General features: G+C 68.6%; 19 protein-coding genes and 1 riboswitch. Of the genes, 18 read left to right on the top strand and 1 reads right to left on the bottom strand.

The genetic code is table 11. The annotated features are described in order from the left end of the window. The first annotated feature begins 11 nt into the window (after window positions 1-11). A riboswitch (TPP riboswitch) is annotated at window positions 12-120 on the top strand. The 7 genes from H5T77_RS13915 (at window position 117) to H5T77_RS13885 (ending at window position 8841) form a co-directional block, all read left to right on the top strand. Continuing rightward, window positions 117-1178, top strand: coding sequence for a thiamine ABC transporter substrate-binding protein (locus tag H5T77_RS13915; protein ID WP_292650157.1), 1062 nt, complete (start codon window positions 117-119; stop codon window positions 1176-1178). (Overlaps the previous riboswitch by 4 nt.) Continuing rightward, window positions 1175-2833, top strand: a complete 1659-nt coding sequence (locus H5T77_RS13910; protein ID WP_292650155.1) for an ABC transporter permease — start codon at window positions 1175-1177, stop codon at window positions 2831-2833. The genes H5T77_RS13915 and H5T77_RS13910 overlap by 4 nt, the downstream gene beginning before the upstream one ends. A gap of 213 nt (window positions 2834-3046) precedes the next feature. Further along, window positions 3047-4027 (top strand): ABC transporter ATP-binding protein, encoded by a 981-nt coding sequence (locus H5T77_RS13905; RefSeq protein ID WP_292650153.1) that lies wholly within the window; start codon window positions 3047-3049, stop codon window positions 4025-4027. Between the two features lie 61 nt (window positions 4028-4088). Continuing rightward, the gene (locus H5T77_RS13900; protein WP_292650152.1) at window positions 4089-5156 is read left to right on the top strand and encodes a phosphatase PAP2 family protein; all 1068 of its coding nucleotides are present in this window, start codon (window positions 4089-4091) and stop codon (window positions 5154-5156) included. Window positions 5157-5187: 31 nt separating this feature from the next. After that, window positions 5188-7101, top strand: a complete 1914-nt coding sequence (locus H5T77_RS13895; protein ID WP_292650151.1) for an acyl-CoA dehydrogenase family protein — start codon at window positions 5188-5190, stop codon at window positions 7099-7101. A gap of 220 nt (window positions 7102-7321) precedes the next feature. Then, entirely contained in the window at window positions 7322-8263 is a 942-nt protein-coding gene (locus H5T77_RS13890; protein ID WP_292650148.1) for a type IV toxin-antitoxin system AbiEi family antitoxin domain-containing protein, read from the top strand. Window positions 8264-8289: 26 nt separating this feature from the next. Continuing rightward, window positions 8290-8841, top strand: coding sequence for an AAA family ATPase (locus H5T77_RS13885; protein WP_292650147.1), 552 nt, complete (start codon window positions 8290-8292; stop codon window positions 8839-8841). Between the two features lie 126 nt (window positions 8842-8967). On the opposite strand, the gene H5T77_RS13880 is transcribed toward H5T77_RS13885, so the two are convergent. Continuing rightward, window positions 8968-9459 carry an inorganic diphosphatase gene (locus H5T77_RS13880; RefSeq protein WP_179660198.1) on the bottom strand — a complete coding sequence of 164 codons (492 nt, stop codon included), beginning with the start codon at window positions 9457-9459 and terminating at the stop codon, window positions 8968-8970. Window positions 9460-9545: 86 nt separating this feature from the next. On the opposite strand from H5T77_RS13880, the gene dacB reads away from it, so the two are divergent. The 11 genes from dacB to H5T77_RS13825 all read left to right on the top strand — a co-directional run bounded on the left by dacB (window position 9546) and on the right by H5T77_RS13825 (window position 19322). Further along, window positions 9546-10922 (top strand): D-alanyl-D-alanine carboxypeptidase/D-alanyl-D-alanine endopeptidase, encoded by a 1377-nt coding sequence (gene dacB, locus H5T77_RS13875; protein ID WP_292650144.1) that lies wholly within the window; start codon window positions 9546-9548, stop codon window positions 10920-10922. A 24-nt stretch (window positions 10923-10946) separates the two neighbouring features. Continuing rightward, a complete protein-coding gene (locus tag H5T77_RS13870; RefSeq protein ID WP_292650142.1) occupies window positions 10947-11996 on the top strand; it encodes a zinc-dependent metalloprotease in 1050 nt (349 codons plus the stop codon). Further along, the gene (gene tilS / locus H5T77_RS13865; RefSeq protein ID WP_292650141.1) at window positions 11993-12976 is read left to right on the top strand and encodes a tRNA lysidine(34) synthetase TilS; all 984 of its coding nucleotides are present in this window, start codon (window positions 11993-11995) and stop codon (window positions 12974-12976) included. Before H5T77_RS13870 ends, tilS begins: the two co-directional genes overlap by 4 nt. Window positions 12977-12986: 10 nt before the next feature. Further along, on the top strand, window positions 12987-13538 hold the full coding sequence (hpt, locus tag H5T77_RS13860) for a hypoxanthine phosphoribosyltransferase (protein ID WP_183547195.1): 552 nt from the start codon (window positions 12987-12989) through the stop codon (window positions 13536-13538). 137 nt (window positions 13539-13675) lie between these two features. After that, entirely contained in the window at window positions 13676-15739 is a 2064-nt protein-coding gene (ftsH, locus tag H5T77_RS13855) for an ATP-dependent zinc metalloprotease FtsH (protein WP_292650138.1), read from the top strand. 19 nt (window positions 15740-15758) lie between these two features. Then, on the top strand, window positions 15759-16397 hold the full coding sequence (folE, locus tag H5T77_RS13850) for a GTP cyclohydrolase I FolE (RefSeq protein ID WP_292650137.1): 639 nt from the start codon (window positions 15759-15761) through the stop codon (window positions 16395-16397). Between the two features lie 31 nt (window positions 16398-16428). Further along, window positions 16429-17253, top strand: a complete 825-nt coding sequence (gene folP / locus H5T77_RS13845) for a dihydropteroate synthase (RefSeq protein WP_292650184.1) — start codon at window positions 16429-16431, stop codon at window positions 17251-17253. Continuing rightward, window positions 17250-17630 carry a dihydroneopterin aldolase gene (gene folB, locus H5T77_RS13840; protein ID WP_292650135.1) on the top strand — a complete coding sequence of 127 codons (381 nt, stop codon included), beginning with the start codon at window positions 17250-17252 and terminating at the stop codon, window positions 17628-17630. Before folP ends, folB begins: the two co-directional genes overlap by 4 nt. Further along, a complete protein-coding gene (gene folK, locus H5T77_RS13835; protein WP_292650134.1) occupies window positions 17627-18193 on the top strand; it encodes a 2-amino-4-hydroxy-6-hydroxymethyldihydropteridine diphosphokinase in 567 nt (188 codons plus the stop codon). Before folB ends, folK begins: the two co-directional genes overlap by 4 nt. Before the next feature lie 82 nt (window positions 18194-18275). Further along, a complete protein-coding gene (locus H5T77_RS13830; protein ID WP_292650133.1) occupies window positions 18276-18713 on the top strand; it encodes a DUF3180 domain-containing protein in 438 nt (145 codons plus the stop codon). A 15-nt stretch (window positions 18714-18728) separates the two neighbouring features. Beyond that, window positions 18729-19322 (top strand): hypothetical protein, encoded by a 594-nt coding sequence (locus H5T77_RS13825; RefSeq protein ID WP_292650131.1) that lies wholly within the window; start codon window positions 18729-18731, stop codon window positions 19320-19322. Window positions 19323-19344: the final 22 nt, after the last annotated feature.

Below are 19344 nucleotides of genomic sequence, written 5' to 3'. Positions count from 1 at the left end.
GTAGTGTTGGCGGGAACAGACAGGGGAGGCCGCGAGGCCTGAGAGTGTGGCGAACAGCGCCGCAGACCCTCCGAACCTGCTCCGGTTGACACCGGCGAAGGGAGTCAGAAATGCGCATGCGTACGCCTGCCATCGCTGCCACCGCCATCTCGGCGCTCCTCCTGTCCTCGTGCGGGGGCGCGTCCGACGAGCCCGAGGCCAAGCCGTCCAGCGGCTCCGACGACAAGTCGGTCGTGCTGCTGACCCACGACAGCTTCACGCTGCCGAAGGAGGTGCTGGCCGAGTTCACCGAGAAGACCGGCTACACCGCCGAGATCCGGCACGCGGGCGACGGTGGCGAGATGACCACCAAGATCGCCTTGGACACCGGCAACCCCGACGGTGACGCGGTCTTCGGCGTGGACAACACCTTCGCCAGCCGGGCGATCAAGGAGGGGGCGCTGGCGGCCTACACGCCCTCGACGATCCCGGCCGGGGTCGAGGAGTTCAACCTGCCCGGCGACGAGGAGCACTTCCTCACCCCGGTCGACCACGGCAGCGTGTGCGTCAACATCGACACCGAGTGGTTCGCGGCGAAGAAGCTGGCGCCGCCGGAGTCGCTCGACGACCTGGCCGAGCCTGCGTACAAGGATCTCTTCGTCACCCCGGGCGCGGCGACGTCGACGCCGGGGATGGCGTTCCTGCTGGCGACCGTCGCCGAGTACGGCGAGGACGGCTGGGCCGACTACTGGGGCAAGCTGATGGACAACGGCGCCAAGGTCGTCGACGGCTGGGACCAGGCCTACTACTCCGACTTCACCCAGGGCGGTGGCAAGGGGACGCGGCCGATCGTCGTGTCGTACGACTCCTCGCCGGCCTTCACCGTCAAGGACGGCAAGACGACGACCAAGGCGCTGCTTGACACCTGCTTCCGGCAGGTCGAGTACGCCGGTGTGCTGAAGGGTGCCGACCACCCCGAGGGCGCCCAGGCGCTGATCGACTTCATGCTCTCCGACAGCGTGCAGGGGGCATTGCCGGAGAGCATGTACGTCTACCCGGTCTCCTCGAGCGTCGAGCTGCCGGCCGAGTGGGCGAAGTTCGCCCAGCAGCCGACCTCGCCGCTCTCCGTCGAGCCGGAGGAGATCGAGAAGAACCGTGAGGCGTGGCTGGCGACCTGGAGTGACACGATCGCACGGTGACTTTTCGTTTGGGGAGCTCGACTCGACGCGTCGCAACCCTGGTCGCGCTCGCTGCCCTCCCGGTAGCGGTGCTGGCGGTCTTCTTCGTCCTGCCGGTCACCGGGATGGTGCAGCGCGGCCTCTTCGCCTCGGGCTCGTTCGACCCTGCGGCCGCGATCCGGGTGCTGCAGCGCTCGGAGGTCCAGCGGGCGCTCTGGTTCACGCTGTGGTCCTCGGGCCTGGCGACGGTGCTGAGCGTGGCGCTGGGGCTGCCGGCCGCCTTCGCCCTCCACCGGCTGAGCTTTCCGCTGCAGCGGGTGATCCGGGCGGGGCTGCTGGTGCCGTTCGTACTTCCCACCGTCGTCGTCGGGGTCGCCTTCCGTGAGCTCATCGGCGAGGCCGGCCTGTTGGCCGGGCTGGGGCTCGACGGCACGCCGACCGCGATCATCCTCGGGCTCGTCTTCTTCAACGCCTCCGTCGTGATCCGGGCGGTCGGGGCGGCGTGGGAGTCGCTCGACCCCCGCCCGGGGGAGGCCGCGGCCGCGCTGGGGGCAGGTCCTGCGCGGGTCCTCTGGACGATCACGCTGCCTGCGCTGCGTCCGGCGATCGTCTCCGCGGCCTCGGTGGTCTTCCTCTTCTGCGCCACCGCGTTCGGGATCGTGCTCACCCTCGGCGGCGTGCGCTACAACAGCATCGAGACCGAGATCTACAAGCTCACCTTCACCCTGTTCGACCTTCCCGGTGCCGCGGTGCTGTCGGTGCTCCAGCTCGTGGTCGTCATCGGACTGCTGGTGGTGGCCGGTCGGCTGCGTTCGGTGGCCGACCCCGCGCAGTCGCGGGTCGTCCCACGCCGCCGACGGGTCTCGCTGCGGGACCTCCCGGTCCTGCTGTCGACGTCGGTGCTGGTCCTGCTGGTCGCCGGTCCGCTGCTGGCGCTGCTGCTCGGGTCGCTGCGGGTCGACGACCGGTGGAGTCTGGGGAACTACGTGGCTCTGCAGACTCCTGGCTTCGACCCGCCGCTGCCGGTGCCGGTCACGACCGCGCTGACGACGTCGCTGGCGGTCGCGGTGCAGGCTTCCGTGATCGCGCTCACGCTCGGGCTGTTGGTGGCGTTCGCAGTGACCCGGCGATCCCGGACGCGTGCCGAACGGCGAGTGCGGGGCGTCCTCGACGGGCTCTTCATGGTGCCGCTCGGAGTCAGCGCGGTAACGCTCGGGCTCGGGCTCTATCTGACCCTCGGATCCGGAGCACTCGACTTCCGCGACGAGCCCTGGCTGGTGCCGCTGGCCCAGGCTCTGGTCGCGCTGCCCCTAGTGGTGAGGACGTTGGTGCCGGTGCTGGCGTCTGTCGACGACAGGCTCCGGCAGGCCGCTGCCGGCCTCGGGGCCGGGCCGCTGCGCGCGGTCATGACCGTCGACGTACCTGCCGTCTGGAAGCCGCTCCTCGCCTCCGCGGGCTTCGCGTTCGCGGCCTCGCTGGGGGAGTTCGGCGCGACCTCCTTCCTCGTCCGCGAGGAGCGCCCCACCCTCCCGGTCGTCATCCTCCGCCTGCTCTCCCGTCCCGGCTCGGAGAACTACGGCATGGCTCTCGCCGCCGCCTGTGTCCTCGCCGCCACCACCGCCGTCGTGATGCTCCTCGTCGAGCGTCTCCGCGTCCCGTCGATCGGAGCACTGTGAACGTACGCCGAGAAGTCACTCCCGTCGGCCGAGGCGTCACTCGCGTCGGCCGAGAGGTCGCGACGGTGCCATCTCGAGCGACGTACCTGACGTCTCGGCCGACGGGGCTGACGTCTCCGCACTTCGCGCGGTCACTCCCTCGCTCGGCGCGAGCGGACGAGCAAGCTCGCCGCTCGACCTCGCTCCGGTCGTCTCGGCAGGATCGGGGTTGCGATGCTGTCGCTGAGTGAGGTGTCGGTGACGTACGACGGGGAGACCGCCGTCGAGGACGTCAGCCTGGAGCTGGCCGACGGGGAGGTGCTGGCACTGCTCGGGCCGTCGGGGTCGGGGAAGTCGACGCTGCTGAGGGCCGTGGCCGGGCTGGAGTCGGCGACGGGGGCGATCAGCTGGGACGGGCGGGCCCTGCGCGGGGTGCCGACGCACAAGCGCGGGTTCGCGCTGATGTTCCAGGACGGGCAGCTGTTCTCGCACCTGACCGTCGCGAACAACGTCGTCTATCCGATGCGGCTGCGCCGCATTCCGAGCGCCGAGCGCAGGAAGCGGGTCGATGATCTGCTGGACCTCGTGGGTCTGGGTGGTTACCAGGACCGCCTTCCCGGCACGCTGAGCGGCGGCGAGCGGCAACGGGTCGCGCTCGCCCGGGCGCTCGCGGTCGAGCCGCGGCTGCTGCTCCTCGACGAGCCGCTCTCCGCGCTCGACGCGGGACTGCGGGAGCGTCTGGCGGGCGACCTGCGCCGGATCCTGCACGAGGCCGGCACCACCGCGCTGATGGTCACGCACGACCAGGAGGAGGCGTTCGCGGTGTCCGACCGGATCGCGCTCCTGCGCGACGGTCGTCTGGTGCAGCAGGGGACGCTCCAGGAGGTGTGGGCCGCACCGGTCGACACCTGGGCAGCCCTGTTCCTGGGCTATGCGCGCGTGCTCGAGGGGCCGGCGGCGTACACGGTCCTGAAGGCCGCCGGGATGGATCCGGCCGGAGCGGTGGCGCTCCGCCGCTCGGCCTTCGTCGCCGACCCGGCTGGCCCGCTCACCGGCACCGTGGTCTCGGCCAGGGCTACGCCGGAGCAGCATCGGCTCGTCGTACGTCTCGACGACGTCGGTGAGGTCGACGCCGTCGCCGACTCGGCACCGGCGCCGGGGGAGAGGGTCGGACTGCGGGTCGAGCCGAACCGCCTGGCCATCCCCGGGTCCTGACCAAGGAGTGGTGCGCTCAGGAATGGGCACGCTAGCCACCCGCCACTTAGAATTAGCGGCTATGTATCGCCGCGCTCAGATCTTTCTCGTCAGCAGCGCGCTGATCTTCGGTCTGATCGCAGTCGTGACCGCGCAGATCGTAGACAAGCGCATGCTCGACCCGGAGGGCTTCCTCGGACCGTCCTGGCTCCGCCTTCCCCTCCTCGTCGGAGCCGCGATCCTCGTCGACCTCGTGCCACGCACGCTGTGGCAGGCGAAGTTCCGGTGGAAGGAGATGGGGCCGATCTTCAAGGAGCGGGTCCGCACCCACTGGACCCGTGAGCGGCTGACGCTCGTGGCGATGGGCATCGTCTGCTTCTACCTGGTCTACGTCTGCTACCGGAACCTCAAGTCGTTCCTGCCGTTCGTGGTGCCGGAGACCTACGAGTTCGACCATGAGCTCCACCTGATCGACAAGGCGGTGCTCTTCGGTGCCGACCCGGCGATCCTGCTCCACGACATCCTCGGCACCGGCTGGGTCGCCTGGTTCCTCTCCTACATCTACATGTGGTTCCTGCCGCTGGTGCCGTTCGCCGTCGCCGGTTGGCTGGTGTGGTCGCGCAACCTCGCCTACGGCTACTGGTTCGTGTGCTCCCAGTGCATCGCCTGGATCCTCGGCACCGTCTCCTACTACTGCCTGCCGACGGTCGGCCCGGGCCTGAACTACCCATACCTCTACGCCGACCTGCCGGACACGCCAACGAGCGGCCTGATGGAGTCGCTGGTCTTCACTCGACAGCACGTCCTCTTCGACGTCGACGCCAACGTGGTGCAGTCGGTCGGTGGCTTCGCCTCGCTGCACTGCGGCATCACCCTGCTGATGGCCCTGATGATCCAGGCCACGATCAACAACAAGATCGCCCGCTGGGCCGGGTGGATCAACTTCGGGATCACCGTCGTCGCGACGATCTACTTCGGCTGGCACTACCTCGCCGACGACATCGCGGGCTGCATGATCGCGCTCGTCGCGTACTACTTCGGCGGGCTGGTGGCCAACCAGAAGTTCCAGCGCAAGGGCGTGCGGCGGCTCGTCGCGGAGTCCGAGGAGATCGCCGACCGCGAGTCGAAGGTCGCCCACGAGCTGACCTGATCCGGGCTTGGTCGGGGCTTAGGCTGGTGGCGTGACCGCCATCGATGCCACATCCCTGACCGCACTTCTCGACGGCCGCTACGCCGGGGTCCGACAGGACGTACGCAAGGCGCTCGCCGAGCGTGCCGACTTCCTCGAGGAGGTCGAGGAGCTGCCCCGCGCTGAGTATCGCGAGCGGGTCCGGGAGGAGCTCCTGGACGTCTCCGCGAGCGGCCTGACCGGGCTCGGGTTCCCGAAGGAGTACGGCGGGGGCGGTGATGTCGGCGCCTCCATCGCGGCCTTCGAGGAGATGGCCGGCGGCGACCTGTCGCTGCTGGTTAAGTCGGGTGTGCAGTTCGGGCTCTTCGGCGGTGCGATCCTCCAGCTGGGCACCGAACGCCACCACGATCGCTACCTCGCCGACATCGTCGCCGGGCGGCTGCTCGGCTGCTTCGCGATGACCGAGCACGGCCACGGTTCCAACGTGGCCGCGGTGGCGACCGTGGCCACCTACGACCCGGCCACGCAGGAGTTCGTCATCGAGACGACTCAGGAGGATGCGTACAAGGACTACATCGGCAACGCCGCGGCCCACGGCGAGCTCGCCGTCGTGTTCGCGCAGCTCGTGGTCGGCGGTGAGGAGCGTGGTGTGCACGCTCTCGTGGTGCCGATCCGGATCGACGGCGCGGCTGCACCCGGGGTGCGGATCGAGGACGACGGACCCAAGATGGGGCTCAACGGCGTCGACAACGGACGGCTGTGGTTCTCGGGAGTGCGGGTGCCGCGTACGTCGTTGCTGAACCGCTTCGCGGACGTCACCGAGGCCGGTGAGTACGTCTCCGAGATCGAGTCGGCCGGGCGGCGCTTCTTCACCATGCTCGGCACGCTCGTCCAGGGTCGCGTCTCCGTGGGTGGCGCCGCGATCCGGGCATCGGAGGTCGCGCTGACGATCGCGGTCCGCTACGCCCTGCGGCGCAGGCAGTTCGAGGCGTCGGCGGACGCCGAGGAGTCGCTGCTGCTGGACTACGGCCAGCACCAGCGGCGGCTGCTGCCGCTGGTCGCGCGGACCTATGCGCTGCGTTTCGCGCAAGAGGTCGTACGCGACGACCTGCACGACGTCTTCTCCGGCGTCGCCACCTCGGAGCACGCCCGGCGCGAGCTCGAGTCGCGAGCAGCCGGGACCAAGGCGCTGGCGACCTGGCACGCGACCCGGGTGATCCAGGAGTGCCGTGAAGCGTGCGGCGGGGCGGGCTACCTGGCCGCCAACCGGTTCACGGCGCTGAAGGCTGACACGGACGTCTTCACGACGTTCGAGGGTGACAACACGGTGCTGCTGCAGCTGGTCGCCAAGGGGCTGCTTACCGACTACTCCAGTGAGTTCGAGGAGATGGACCAGCTGGACCTGGTGCGCTTCGTCGCCGGTCTCGCGGTCGAGACGGTCCTCGAGCGGACCGCCGTGCACAAGCTGCTCGAACGGGTCCGCGACGTCGTGCCGATCGCGGGCGAGCGCGAGCCGGACATCCTCGACTCCGACTATCACCTGACGATGCTGCGCTTCCGCGAGGAGCACATGCTCGCCGGCGTCGCCCGGCGGCTGCAGTCGGGCGTCAAGGCCGGCGGGGAGCCCGGCGCGGTCTTCTCGACCGTGCAGGACCATGTCATCGGGGTCGCGCACGCGCACGTTGAGCGGCTGATCCACGAGGCGTTCCGGGCGAAGGTGCGCGAGCTCCCCGAGGGAGCCGTCCGCGATCTGATGGACCTCCTCTGCGACCTCAGCGCGCTCTCGGTCATCGAGGCCGACCGGGCATGGTTCATGGAGCACGGCCGCCTCTCCTCCGAGCGCTCCAAGGCCATCATCGCCGAGGTCAACCGCCTCTGCCGCGAGCTGCGGCCTCACGCTCGGCTGCTCGTCGACGGTTTCGGGGTTCCTGAGGCGCTGCTGCGGGCGAAGGATCTGCTGGGCTGAGGGGGCGGATGCTCACCGAGGTAACTCGGTCGAGCGTCACTTCCTTCGTGGAGTTCCGCGATGTAGGCGCGCGGCTACCGAGTTACCTCGGTGAGCATCCAACGGCGCTTCGTGCGTTAGCGGGCCGCTGGCTGTCCACAGGGGACGTTCGGGCGTGGGTTATCCACAGCGAGCCGATATCCGGTCGGAAATGTCGGAGTGGAGGCGAACCCTGGATCGCATGGACCCACTACGACTCATCACCGCCGCTGAAGGCTTCTTCACCCGCCGTGAAGCCAAGAACGCCGGGTATGCAGACCGCGAGATCACCGCGGTCGTCCGTCAGGGCGCTTGGCATCGGATCAGGCGCGGGGCATACGTGTTCGCCGACGAATGGGCAGCGCTCGACCCGGTTGGGCGACACCGGGTGCGGTCTCGAGCCGTGCAGCGTTCGCTGGGCAGCAAGATCGCTCTGAGTCATGTGTCAGGCATGGTCGCTCACGGGATCGACCTGTGGGGTGTGGATCTCGCCAAGGTGCATGTGACCAGGCTCGATGGCGCAGGAAGACCGCTCGAGGGAGACGTGGTCCATCACCTGGGTGTCGTCGCGGAGGACGAGATCGAGACACTCGATGGGCTGCGTACGCTGCCTGCCGTGCGATGCGCGCTCGAGACGAGCCTCCAGGCCAACGATGAGGTCACTCAGTGCGTCCTCGATGCCGGCCTTCGAGCGAAGGCGTTCACAAAGGACGAGTTGATCGCCGGATACAGGCGGATGAACCAGTGGCCATTGAGCCATCCGCTCGGAACCGCTGTCGCCCACGCTGATCCGCTGTCGGGATCGATCGGGGAGTCGCGATGCCTGTGGCTGTTCCGCATCGGAGGTCTGCCGCGCCCGCAGCTACAGGTGCCGGTCTACCGCGCGGACGGTTCGCTGGTCGGCATCGTCGACTGGGCTTGGCCGCAGTTCCGGTTGTTCGGCGAGTTCGACGGCAAGGTGAAGTACGGGAAGTTCCTCAGGCCCGGTCAGTCGCCGAGCGACGCGGTGTTCGAGGAGAAGCGGCGCGAGGACGAGATTCGAGAGATCACGGACTACGGATTCGTGCGTGTCGTCTGGGATGACCTGGACAGTCCGAGGCGGACGCTGTCCCGCTTCGAGTCCCGGATGCGGATCGCCAGCTGATCGAGCGGGGATGCTTGACTGGCCCCGTGGCCAGGCTGATCCTCATCAACGGAATGCCCGGAGTCGGAAAGTCGACGCTTGCCAGGCGCTTCGCTGCCGATCACCCCGGCACCTTGGTGTGCGACATCGACCTACTGCGTACATTCGTCAGCGGGTGGCGAGACGACTTCGTCGGTGCCGGCGCACGGATCCGCCCGGCAGCTCTGGGCATGGTCCGCGGCTACCTCAGCGACTCGGGCGACGTCGTGCTTCCGCAGCTGCTGGCCAGAGTCAGCCAGCTCGAACGTTTCGAGAGGGCGGCGCACGATGCCGGCGCCGAGTTCGTGGAGGTCATGCTCGAAGCCGTCGAGGGCGATGCCGTCAGCCGTTTCCATGGACGCGATGACGGGAACGACCCCTGGCACCCGATCGTCAGCGAGATCGTCGCGGAGTCCGGCGGTGACGAGCACCTGCGGGCGTACGTCGCCAAGCTCACCGAGCTGGTGGCGCGACGCCCCGCGACGAAGGTCGTGCCGAGCGTCGTGGGTGAGGTGGACGCGACGTACGGCGCCTTGCACGCCCTGCTGGGTGAATGCTGACCGAGTTACCTCGGTAAACGAACACTTCCTTCGTGGAACTCCACGAAGGAAGTGCGATTCGACCGAGTTACCTCGGTGAGCATCCGCGCCCCGACCGAGTTACCTCGGTCAACATTCGCGACCGCCTCAGTGAGCGGTGTTCTTGAACCTGTCGATCGAGGCGGCGATCTCCGCCTCCGCGGCGGCCTTGCCGACCCAGTCGGAGCCCTTGACGGTCTTGCCGGGCTCGAGGTCCTTGTAGTGCTCGAAGAAGTGCTTGATCTCGTTGAGCGTCCACTCGTCGACGTCCGCGAGGTCCTGGATGTGGTCGAAGCGGGGGTCGCAGGGGACGCAGAGGACCTTCTCGTCCTGGCCCTTCTCGTCCTCCATGACGTACATCGCGACCGGACGGGCCTCGACCAGCACACCGGGGAAGAGCGGGTAGGGGGTCAGGACCAGCGCGTCGAGCGGGTCACCATCCCCACCGAGGGTGTCTTCGATGTAGCCGTAGTCTGCGGGGTACATCATGGAGGTGAACAGCACGCGGTCGAGTCGAAGCCGGTTCGACTCGTGGTCCACCTCGTACTTGTTGCGGGATCCCTTGGGGACCTCGATCAGTACGTCGAACTCCTGCGTCACTTCTCTGCCTCCAGACGAACCCAAAAACGGAATGCCGGACAGTCTGACATCGATCAGCGTCAGATCCGGCATCGAGGAGGATATCCGTGAAGCCCCAAAGCGAGCCGAAGTGGCCCACCGAGGAGCCGGACGGCCGCGGGAAGCTGGTGGTCGTGGTGCCGCTGGTGCTCGCGCTCCTGGTGGGAGCTGCGGCAGCGGCGTACGCCCTGGGATGGGTGCGCTACGCCAGCGGCAACGTCGCGCCGACCCCGCCGCCGGCACCGCTGAGCATCGCCGCAGTGAGCCCCGCGGCGGTCGAGGGCGAGCAGACGCGAGCGCCCGGGAGGCCGGACCGGGTCGCGTTGGAGCAGGTGATGCGCGAGATGGTCCGCGACAAGCGGCTCGGCAAGCACCTCAAGGCAGCGATCGCGCCGCTCCAGGGCGACCCGCTCGTCAGCCACGGCACCGGGGCGGCGACCCCGGCCAGCGTCACGAAGGTGCTGACCAGCGTGGCGGTGCTGGAGGCGTACGGCCCGGAGCGCCGCTTCGAGACCAGCACCACGCTGCAGGGGACCACCGTCACCCTCGTCGGCGGTGGTGACGCATCTCTCACCAGCAGCGACCTCGACACCCTCGCCGCGGAGACGGCCCGGGAGCTCGGCGCGACCAGGACGGTGCGCCTCGCCTACGACGACAGTCTCTTCGAAGGCCCAACGGTGAACCCCACCTGGCGACGCATCTACCTGGGTGAGGAGGTTGGCGGGATCACCGCGCTGCTCGTCGACCACGGCGGCTCGCAGGCGAGCGGCTACAGCCAGGACCCGTCCATGCAGGCGGCCGCGCAGTTCAAGAGGGCTCTGGCGAAGCACGGCGTGAAGGTCGCCGGCAAGCCGGCCAAGGGGACGAAGGCAGGCGCCCAGCTCGCCGTGCACCGGGGCGACACCCTGCGCGAGATCGTCGAGTACACGCTGGAGTACAGCGACAACCAGCTCGCCGAGGTGCTCGCCCGCCAGGTCGGGCTCGCGGCCGGTACGCCGACGTTCGACGGCTCCACCGCGGCGGTCACCGCCACGCTGAAGGATCTCGACATCGACACCAGCGGCCTGGTTCTCCTCGACGGGTCCGGCCTCTCCCGGCAGAACCGGATCCCGCCGGCGCTCCTGGTGAGCACGCTCCAGACCGCCGCCAGCTCCGGCCGTCCCGAGCTCGCGCCGGCGATGACCGGCCTCCCGGTCGCCGGCTGGATCGGCTCGCTCTCCCGACGGTTCAACTTCGACGCCGAGCCTGGTCGTGGCCGCGTCCGGGCCAAGACCGGCACCCTCACCGGCGTCTCCGGGCTGTCCGGCGTCGCGGTCGACGCCCGCGGCACCCCGTTCGTCGTCGTACTCATGGCCGACGGGTTCAAGCCCGAGGAGACCCTGGACGTACGTGACGCCCTCGACGACGCGATGACGGCGGTCGCGACGTGTCGATGCTCGGCATAGGGCTGGTCGGCTACGGTCGTACGCATGACCCATCGTGCTGAGGACCCCAGGCCCGCTGGAGCGACAATGGTCGACTGGGACCTGGCCGTACGCCTAGGTGCGAAGGTCGCCGGAGACGGCCCGATCGTCTCGCGCGAGGAGGCCAGGCAGGCCGTCGAGGAACTGCGCGCGGACGCTGCGAAGGCGACGGAGTTCGTGCGCGCCTTCACCGGCCTGGACGCGCCCCGCGACACCGCGCCGGTCCTGGTCGTCGACAGGCGGGGCTGGATCCAGGCCAACGCCGACACCTTCGCCACCGTGATCTCGCCGGTGGTCGACCGGATCACGGAGAAGCGCGCCCCGGGAGCCCTCACCCAGGCGGTCGGTTCCAAGGTCAGCGCCGCCGAGGTCGGCGGTCTGCTCGGGTTCATGTCCTCGAAGATCCTCGGTCAGTTCGACCCCTTCTTCGGGCCGTCCGGCCGGCTGCTGCTGGTCGCGCCCAACGCTGTCCACGTCGAGCGCGAGCTGGGGCTGGACCCGACCGACTTCCGGCTGTGGGTCTGCCTCCACGAGGAGACCCACCGCGTCCAGTTCACCGCGAGCCCGTGGATGCGTGACCATCTCTTCGCTCAGATCGAGGGCCTCTCCGAGGCGATGGACCCGTCCTCGATCTTCGACGGCGGGCTCCAGCGCGTCACCGACGCGCTCAAGGGCAACGGCAGCATCGTGGACGCGTTCGCCAAGCCCGAGCAGAAGGAGATCATCGACCGCGTCACCGGGATGATGTCGCTGCTCGAGGGCCACGCCGACGTGGTCATGGACGACGTCGGCCCCGGCGTGATCCCGAGCGTGACCACGATCCGCAAGGCGTTCAACAAGCGTCGCCAGGGCATCGGCGTGCTCGACCGCGTGCTGCGTCGCCTGCTCGGCCTGGAGGCCAAGATGGCGCAGTACCGCGACGGCGCGAAGTTCGTACGCCACGTGGTCGACCGGGTCGGCATGGAAGAGTTCAACGCCGTCTTTGTCGGCCCCGAGAACCTCCCGTCGAAGGCTGAGATCGTCGACCCGGACGCCTGGGTGACCCGGGTCCTGTGAGTCTTCACCCCTCCATCGCCGCAGTACGTCGTCCCGTCCGTGCCACGCTCGAGCAGCTCGAGCCGGGGGAAAAGGTGATCGTGGCCTGCTCCGGGGGAGCGGACTCGATGGCGCTGGCCTCCGCGGCCGTCTTCGAGGGTCACAAGCTGGGCCTGCACGTCATCGGCGCGACCGTCGACCACGGGATGCAGGACGGCAGCCGGGCACAGGCCGCGAAGGTCGTCGGACAGCTCGCCGTGATGGGCGTCGACGAGACGGTCACCGCGACGATCGAGGTCAAGGTCGACGGTGACGGCCCCGAGGCCGCGGCACGACAGGCTCGCTACGCGGTCCTCGACCAGCTCGCCGAGCGCCTCGGCGCGAGCACGATCCTGCTCGGCCACACCCGCGACGACCAGGCCGAGACGGTCCTGCTGGGCCTGACCAGGGGCTCGGGTGCGCGCAGCCTCTCCGGGATGAGAGCAGCCTTCGACCGCTATCGCCGTCCGCTGCTGGCGACGACCAGGATCGACACCGAGACGGCGTGCCAGGTCGAGGGACTCGACATCTGGCAGGACCCGCACAACCGCGACTTCGCCTACACCCGCGCGCGCATCCGCCACCGAGTCCTGCCGACCCTCGAGGAGGACCTCGGCCCCGGGGTGGCCGACGCGCTGGCCCGCACCGCCGAGCAGCTCCGCGAGGACGCCGACTTCATCGACGACATCGCCGAGGCGATGCACCGCGACCTCGACGGGACCCTCCCGGTCGAGACCCTCGCCGGGTATCCGTCCGCCGTCCGCACCCGGGTCCTCCGGCTCTCCGCCCTCGAAGCCGGCAGCCCGCCCACGGAGCTCACCCGTGAGCACGTCAAGGCCGTCGACGAGCTGGTCACCGGCTGGCGCGGACAGCGTTGGATCGACCTTCCGGGACACCTGCGCGCGAAGCGTACGAACGGTCGTATCGTCTTCGAATCGGGACCGTTCACACCGAGCCCTTAGAGTGACGGACATGGACACCGAGTACGTCGGCGACGACCTCGTGAAGACCCTGTTCACCCACGACGAGATCCAGGCGAAGGTCGAAGAGCTGGCCCGCCGGATCGAGAAGGACTACGAGGGTGAGGAGCTGCTGATCGTCGGCGTCCTGCGAGGCGCGGTGATGATCATGGCCGACCTCGCCCGAGCCTTGAACCGCCACGTCGAGATGGACTGGATGGCCGTCTCCTCCTACGGCTCCGGCACCAAGTCGTCCGGCGTGGTGAGGATCCTGAAGGACCTCGACACCGACGTCACCGGCAAGCACGTGCTCGTCGTGGACGAGATCATCGACTCCGGCCTGACCCTGACCTGGCTGACCTCCAACCTGACCAGCCGCGGCCCGGCGAGCATCGAGATCGCCACCCTGCTGCGCAAGCCCGAGGCGGTCAGCATGCCCGTCGACGTGAAGTACGTCGGTTGGGACATCCCCGACGAGTTCGTGGTCGGCTACGGCCTCGACTTCAACGAGAAATACCGCAACCTGCGCGACATCTCGACCCTCGCTCCGCACGTCTACTCCTGACACCCGGAGCCATCCTGTTACGCGGACAGCGGAACCGCACAGATGGGGCGGGCACGATTTGGCGTGTACCGTCGTTCTATATGGCAGGCACGCGGACCTGCGTGCATGTCTGACCCCGTAACGGTTGAAAGAAGCCTGTGAAGCGCATATTCAAAGGTCCCTGGCTGTGGATCGTCCTGGCAGTGCTCGGTGTGATCCTGGCGCTGCAGTATCTGGCACCTCGCAACGGTGGCGACGAGATCACCACGAATCAGTTGACGTCGTTCATCCAGAAGGACCAGGTCAAGGAGATCACGTTCGTCGACGGCGACCAGGAGATCAAGGCGACCCTGGTCAAGGACGCCCGCAAGGGCAGCGCCGAGGTCACGACCTCGTGGGTCGACGGTGACCAGGAAACGCTCATCGAGATGGTGCGCAAGACCCAGGCCGAGGGCGACAACCTCGAGAAGTTCAACTCCGAGGTGGCCAAGCCCTCCGTGCTCGGCTCGATCCTGAGCTTCGTACTGCCGTTCGCGCTGATCATCATCCTGTTCCTGTTCATCATGAACTCGATGCAGGGTGGCGGCGGCCGCGGGGTCATGCAGTTCGCCAAGTCCAAGGCGAAGCTGATCACCAAGGACATGCCGAAGACGACCTTCGCCGACGTCGCCGGTGCTGACGAGGCGGTCGAGGAGCTCCAGGAGATCAAGGAGTTCCTGCAGGAGCCGGCGAAGTTCCAGGCGGTCGGCGCCAAGATCCCCAAGGGCGTGCTGCTCTACGGCCAGCCCGGCACCGGTAAGACCCTGCTCGCGCGTGCCGTCGCGGGCGAGGCCGGCGTGCCGTTCTACTCGATCTCCGGTTCGGACTTCGTCGAGATGTTCGTCGGTGTCGGTGCGAGCCGTGTCCGCGACCTGTTCGAGCAGGCGAAGGAGAACGCCCCCGCCATCGTCTTCATCGACGAGATCGACGCCGTCGGTCGTCACCGCGGTGCCGGCATGGGCGGTGGCCACGACGAGCGCGAGCAGACGCTCAACCAGCTCCTCGTGGAGATGGACGGCTTCGACGTACGCGGCGGGGTCATCCTGATCGCGGCCACCAACCGTCCCGACGTGCTCGACCCGGCGCTGCTGCGCCCGGGCCGCTTCGACCGCCAGATCCAGGTGGACGCTCCCGACCTCGCCGGTCGCGAGAAGATCCTGCAGGTCCACGCCCGCGGCAAGCCGCTGGCCGGTGACATCGACCTCGACGGCGTCGCCCGACGGACCCCCGGGTTCTCCGGTGCCGACCTGGCCAACGTGCTCAACGAGGCCGCGCTGCTGACCGCTCGCAGCGACGAGAAGCTGATCACCAACAAGGCGCTGGACGAGGCCATCGACCGGGTCATCGCCGGCCCGCAGAAGCGCACCCGCCTGATGAGCGAGCAGGAGAAGCTCATCACGGCCTATCACGAGGGTGGCCACGCGCTGGTCGCCGCAGCCCTTCCGGGCCCGGACGTGGTCCAGAAGATCACGATCCTGCCGCGCGGCAAGGCGCTGGGCTACAACCTGGTGATGCCCGACGACGACCAGTACAGCCAGACGCGCTCGGCGATGCTCAACAAGCTCTCCTACATGCTCGGTGGTCGCGCCGCGGAGGAGCTCATCTTCCATGACCCGACCACGGGCGCCGGCAACGACATCGAGAAGGCGACCAGCCTCGCCCGCGCGATGGTCACCCAGTTCGGCATGACCGAGCGCCTGGGGGCGATCAAGCTCGGTGAGTCCAACGGCGAGCCGTTCCTGGGCCGCGACATCGGTCACCAGCGGAACTACTCCGAGGAGGTCGCGGCCATCGTCGATGACGAGACCAAGAAGCTCCTCGCGACCGCTCACCAGGAGGCCTTCGACATCCTCGAGGAGAACCGGGACGTCCTCGACAGCCTGGTCCTGGAGCTCCTCGAGAAGGAGACCCTCTCCAAGCACGAGGTCGCCGAGATCTTCGTGCCGCTGCGTCGCCGCGACCCGCGCCCGGCTTGGACCGGTTCCGACACCCGTCGTCCCTCCGACCGCCCCGCGGTCGAGATCCCGCGGTGGATCGTCGAGCGTGACAAGGAGAACCTCGCCAAGGCGATCCGTGCCGCCGGTCGACAGTCCGGTGTCCAGTCCGGGAACCAGCCCGCCAACGGTGTCGACCTCGCCAAGCCGTCCGAGGCCGGCTCGTCCGAGGGCACCCCGCCCGCCTGAACGATCAGAAGACGATCAGATGTCTGAGACCTTCGACGAGGTAGCGCCCGTCCACGTCCCCGAGCGGGACGTGGCGGACGTTCCTACCTTCGACCAGAAGCGGGCCGAAGCGGCAGTGCGCGAGCTGCTCTACGCGATCGGGGAGGATCCCGACCGCGAGGGGCTGATCGAGACCCCCGCTAGGGTCGCCCGGGCCTACCAGGAGGTGACCCGCGGGCTGCACCAGACGCCCGAGGAGGTCCTCACCACGACCTTTGATCTCGGCCACGACGAGATGGTCCTGGTCCGTGACATCGAGCTGTGGTCGATGTGCGAGCACCACCTGGTCCCGTTCACGGGTGTCGCCCACGTCGGCTACATCCCGGCGACCTCCGGCAAGATCACCGGGCTGTCCAAGCTCGCCCGGTTGGTCGACGTCTATGCCAAGCGGCCGCAGGTCCAGGAGCGACTCACCACCCAGGTGGCCGACGCGCTCATGGACCTCCTCGACGCGCGAGGCGTCATCGTGGTCGTCGAGGCCGAGCATCTCTGCATGACGATGCGCGGCGTCAAGAAGGCCGGCGCGCGCACGATCACCAGCGCCGTACGCGGCACGATGCGCTCCAACGCCACCACCCGGGCCGAGGCGATGGCCCTGATCCGGGGCGGAACGCGCTGACCCTGCCGGATAGGGTCGAACTGTGCAGGTCATGGGGATCGTCAACGTCACGCCCGACTCGTTCAGCGACGGTGGGCGGTTCTTGGCGACCGACGATGCGGTGGCTCATGGCCACGCACTCCTGGCGCAGGGCGCGGACCTGCTCGACATCGGTGGCGAGTCGACCCGGCCGGGGGCGACCAGGCCTCTGGTCGCCGATGAGCTGGCTCGGGTGGTGCCGGTCATCGAGACGCTGTCCCACGAGGGGGCGACCCTCTCGGTCGACACCATGCGGCCCGAGGTCGCCGAGGCCGCGCTGAAGGCCGGGGCCAAGATCATCAACGACGTCTCGGGCGGCCTGGCCGACCCGGGGATCTTGAAGGTGGCCGCCGACCACGGCGCGACGTACGTCGTGATGCACTGGCGCGCCCACGGCGCGGAGATGCAGCACGAGGACCATCTCGTCTACGCCGACGGAGTGGTCGCCACGGTCAAGCAGGAGCTGGAGCAGCGGATCGAGGCGGCGCGGTCGGCGGGGATCCAGGACGACAACATCGTGATCGACCCCGGGCTCGGCTTCTCCAAGACGGCCGATGACAACTGGCGTCTCCTGGCGGGGGTGGAGGAGTTCCACAAGCTCGGCTTCCCGCTGCTCATCGGCGCCAGCCGCAAGGCGTTCCTCGGCCGCCTGCTGGCCGCACCCGACGGCACGCCGCGCCCGGTGACCGAGCGGGAGAGCGCCCACGATGCGATCACCGTCTTCCTTGCGCAACGCGGCGTCTGGGCCACGCGTGTTCATGACGTACGCGCCGCCAAGGACGCCCTCGCGGCGACAGCGAAACTCGAGACGACCGAAGCGAGAGAGACCGTTCGATGAACATCGCAGAACCTGCGGACGAAATTCAGATCCTCGGTCTGGAGTGCTTCGGCCACCACGGAGTCTTCGACTTCGAGCGCCGTGAGGGGCAGAAGTTCATCATCGACCTGGTCATCGGCACCGACTCCCGCAGGGCCGCGGAGACGGACGACTTGCATGACACCGTCGATTACGGAAGTCTCGCAATGGCGGTCAAAACCAATGTTGAGCGCGACCCGGTGGACCTCATCGAAACGCTTGCCCAGCGGATCGCGGACATTTGCCTTGCAGACATCCGCGCGCTTTGGGTACGTGTTACGGTTCACAAACCGGGGGCGCCTATCGAAGCGACGTTCAAAGACGTCACCCTGACGATCACCCGGAGGCAGAGCACGTGACAGAGGTACCCAACCCGTACATCATCGACGCCGACACGCTCACCGGGGAGATGCGGCCGATTCGACGGGCGGTGCTGTCGTTGGGCTCCAATCTCGGGGACCGGTTGGCAAATCTGCAGGACGCGTTGAACACTCTCGCCGAGACCCCGGACGTCTGGGTGACCACGGTCTCACCGGTCTACGAGACCGAGCCGGTCGACTCGCCGGAGGGCGCTGAGCTCTACCTCAACGCGATCGTCCTCGCCGACACCACCCTCACGCCGACGCGTCTGCTCGAGCGCTCGCTCACCATCGAGGACGCCTACGGTCGCTCGCGCAGCGGTATCTTCAACGAGCCGCGCACGCTCGACATCGACGTCATCTCGGTCGGCGACAAGATCCTCGAGGAGGAGTCGCTGACGCTGCCGCACCCGCGTGCACACGAGCGCGCCTTCGTGCTCAAGCCGTGGCTCGACCTGGAGCCGAACGCTGATCTGCCGGGTGTGGGTCCGATCGCCGAGCTGCTGGAGAAGTCCGGGCAGAGCGGCATCACTCGCCGCGACGACCTCGTTCTCGAGCTCTGAGCCGGACCTGAGCGCGACACCCGAGGACCCCGACCAGGGTCCTGAGAAGGATCCCGCCGACGACGAGCGCCGGCTCCGCCCGATGTCGGGCGGAGCCATCACGGCGTGGGCCGTCATCGGGATCGTCGGCGGCTGGCTGACTCATCCCGTGCTGGAGGCCTGGCGCGGGGTCGCGCCGGTGATCACCTGGGCGCAGCCGATGCTGCTGCTGCTGATCGCGGCAACGCTGGGCGTCACGGCCTGGGTCACCCACCGCCAGCTACAGGTACGCGGTGAGCGGATCGAGGCTCATCAGGCGGTCAACCGGCTCGTGCTCGCCCGTGCCTGCGCCTTGGTCGGAGCGCTCCTTGCCGGCGGTTACCTGGGCTACGCGATCAGCTGGCTGGGCTACGACATGAGCACGACCGCGGGGGATCGGCTGGTGCGTTCGGCCGTGGCAGCGGTCGCCGGGGCCACGATCGTCATCGCCGCTCGACTCCTCGAACACGCCTGCCGGGTCCGCAAACCCGATGAAAACTAGCCGTACCGTGGAAGCATGCCTTCCCCATCCGCAACTTCAGTCACACGCAGGCGTCAGCGCAGCACACGCCTGACGGTTGCTGTAGCCCTGCTGGCGCTGGCCGCCATCACGATCACCGCTGCGGTGGCCTCCGGGTCATGGCTGGTCGTCGTGCTCGCGGCCGTTCTCGGGCTCGCCTGTGGCGCAGCCGCAACCAAGATCACCCACTCCGAGCTTCTCCAGACCCGCCGCGACTGGGCGCGCGACCGTGCCGAGCAGGCTCAGGCCTTCCGCGTCGAGTCCGAGAAGCGGGCCGAGGAGAACGCCGAGTTCCGCGAGCACATGGACGCCAAGCTCGCCGACCGCGTCCAGGCTGTCGAGGAGCTCGAGGCAGCCCTGGCCGCTGCTCACCAGCGCGCAGCCGAGGCGGTCCGCCGCCGCGGCGAGGAAGCTCGTCGGGCCGCCCAGGCCGAGATGCGCGGAGAGCAGCTCGAGGTGAGGCTCCAGGCCGTCGAAGCGGATGCCGCGGAGGCGGCCATCCGGGTCGCCGAGCTGGAGTCCGAGCTGGACGCCGTACGCGCCGAGCTGGAGGCCGAGCGCACCAGCTGGAGCGGGGCTCAGTCCGCCTGACCGGCGACCGACACACAGATGT

Origin of the sequence: Nocardioides sp., from assembly GCF_014360585.1 — a bacterium.
Lineage (GTDB): Bacteria > Actinomycetota > Actinomycetes > Propionibacteriales > Nocardioidaceae > Nocardioides.
This window is presented reverse-complemented; position numbering and strand designations above follow the sequence as displayed.

What these genes read in the sequence shown, in the direction of transcription:
- folB (WP_292650135.1), top strand. Translation starts at nt 17,250, where the DNA reads ATGAACATCGCAGAACCTGCGGACGAAATTCAGATCCTCGGTCTGGAG.
- hpt (WP_183547195.1), top strand. Translation starts at nt 12,987, where the DNA reads ATGGACACCGAGTACGTCGGCGACGACCTCGTGAAGACCCTGTTCACC.
- H5T77_RS13890 (WP_292650148.1), top strand. Translation starts at nt 7,322, where the DNA reads ATGGACCCACTACGACTCATCACCGCCGCTGAAGGCTTCTTCACCCGC.
- H5T77_RS13905 (WP_292650153.1), top strand. Translation starts at nt 3,047, where the DNA reads ATGCTGTCGCTGAGTGAGGTGTCGGTGACGTACGACGGGGAGACCGCC.
- H5T77_RS13915 (WP_292650157.1), top strand. Translation starts at nt 117, where the DNA reads ATGCGTACGCCTGCCATCGCTGCCACCGCCATCTCGGCGCTCCTCCTG.
- H5T77_RS13830 (WP_292650133.1), top strand. Translation starts at nt 18,276, where the DNA reads ATGTCGGGCGGAGCCATCACGGCGTGGGCCGTCATCGGGATCGTCGGC.
- folP (WP_292650184.1), top strand. Translation starts at nt 16,429, where the DNA reads ATGGGGATCGTCAACGTCACGCCCGACTCGTTCAGCGACGGTGGGCGG.
- H5T77_RS13870 (WP_292650142.1), top strand. Translation starts at nt 10,947, where the DNA reads ATGACCCATCGTGCTGAGGACCCCAGGCCCGCTGGAGCGACAATGGTC.
- H5T77_RS13900 (WP_292650152.1), top strand. Translation starts at nt 4,089, where the DNA reads ATGTATCGCCGCGCTCAGATCTTTCTCGTCAGCAGCGCGCTGATCTTC.
- folE (WP_292650137.1), top strand. Translation starts at nt 15,759, where the DNA reads ATGTCTGAGACCTTCGACGAGGTAGCGCCCGTCCACGTCCCCGAGCGG.
- H5T77_RS13825 (WP_292650131.1), top strand. Translation starts at nt 18,729, where the DNA reads ATGCCTTCCCCATCCGCAACTTCAGTCACACGCAGGCGTCAGCGCAGC.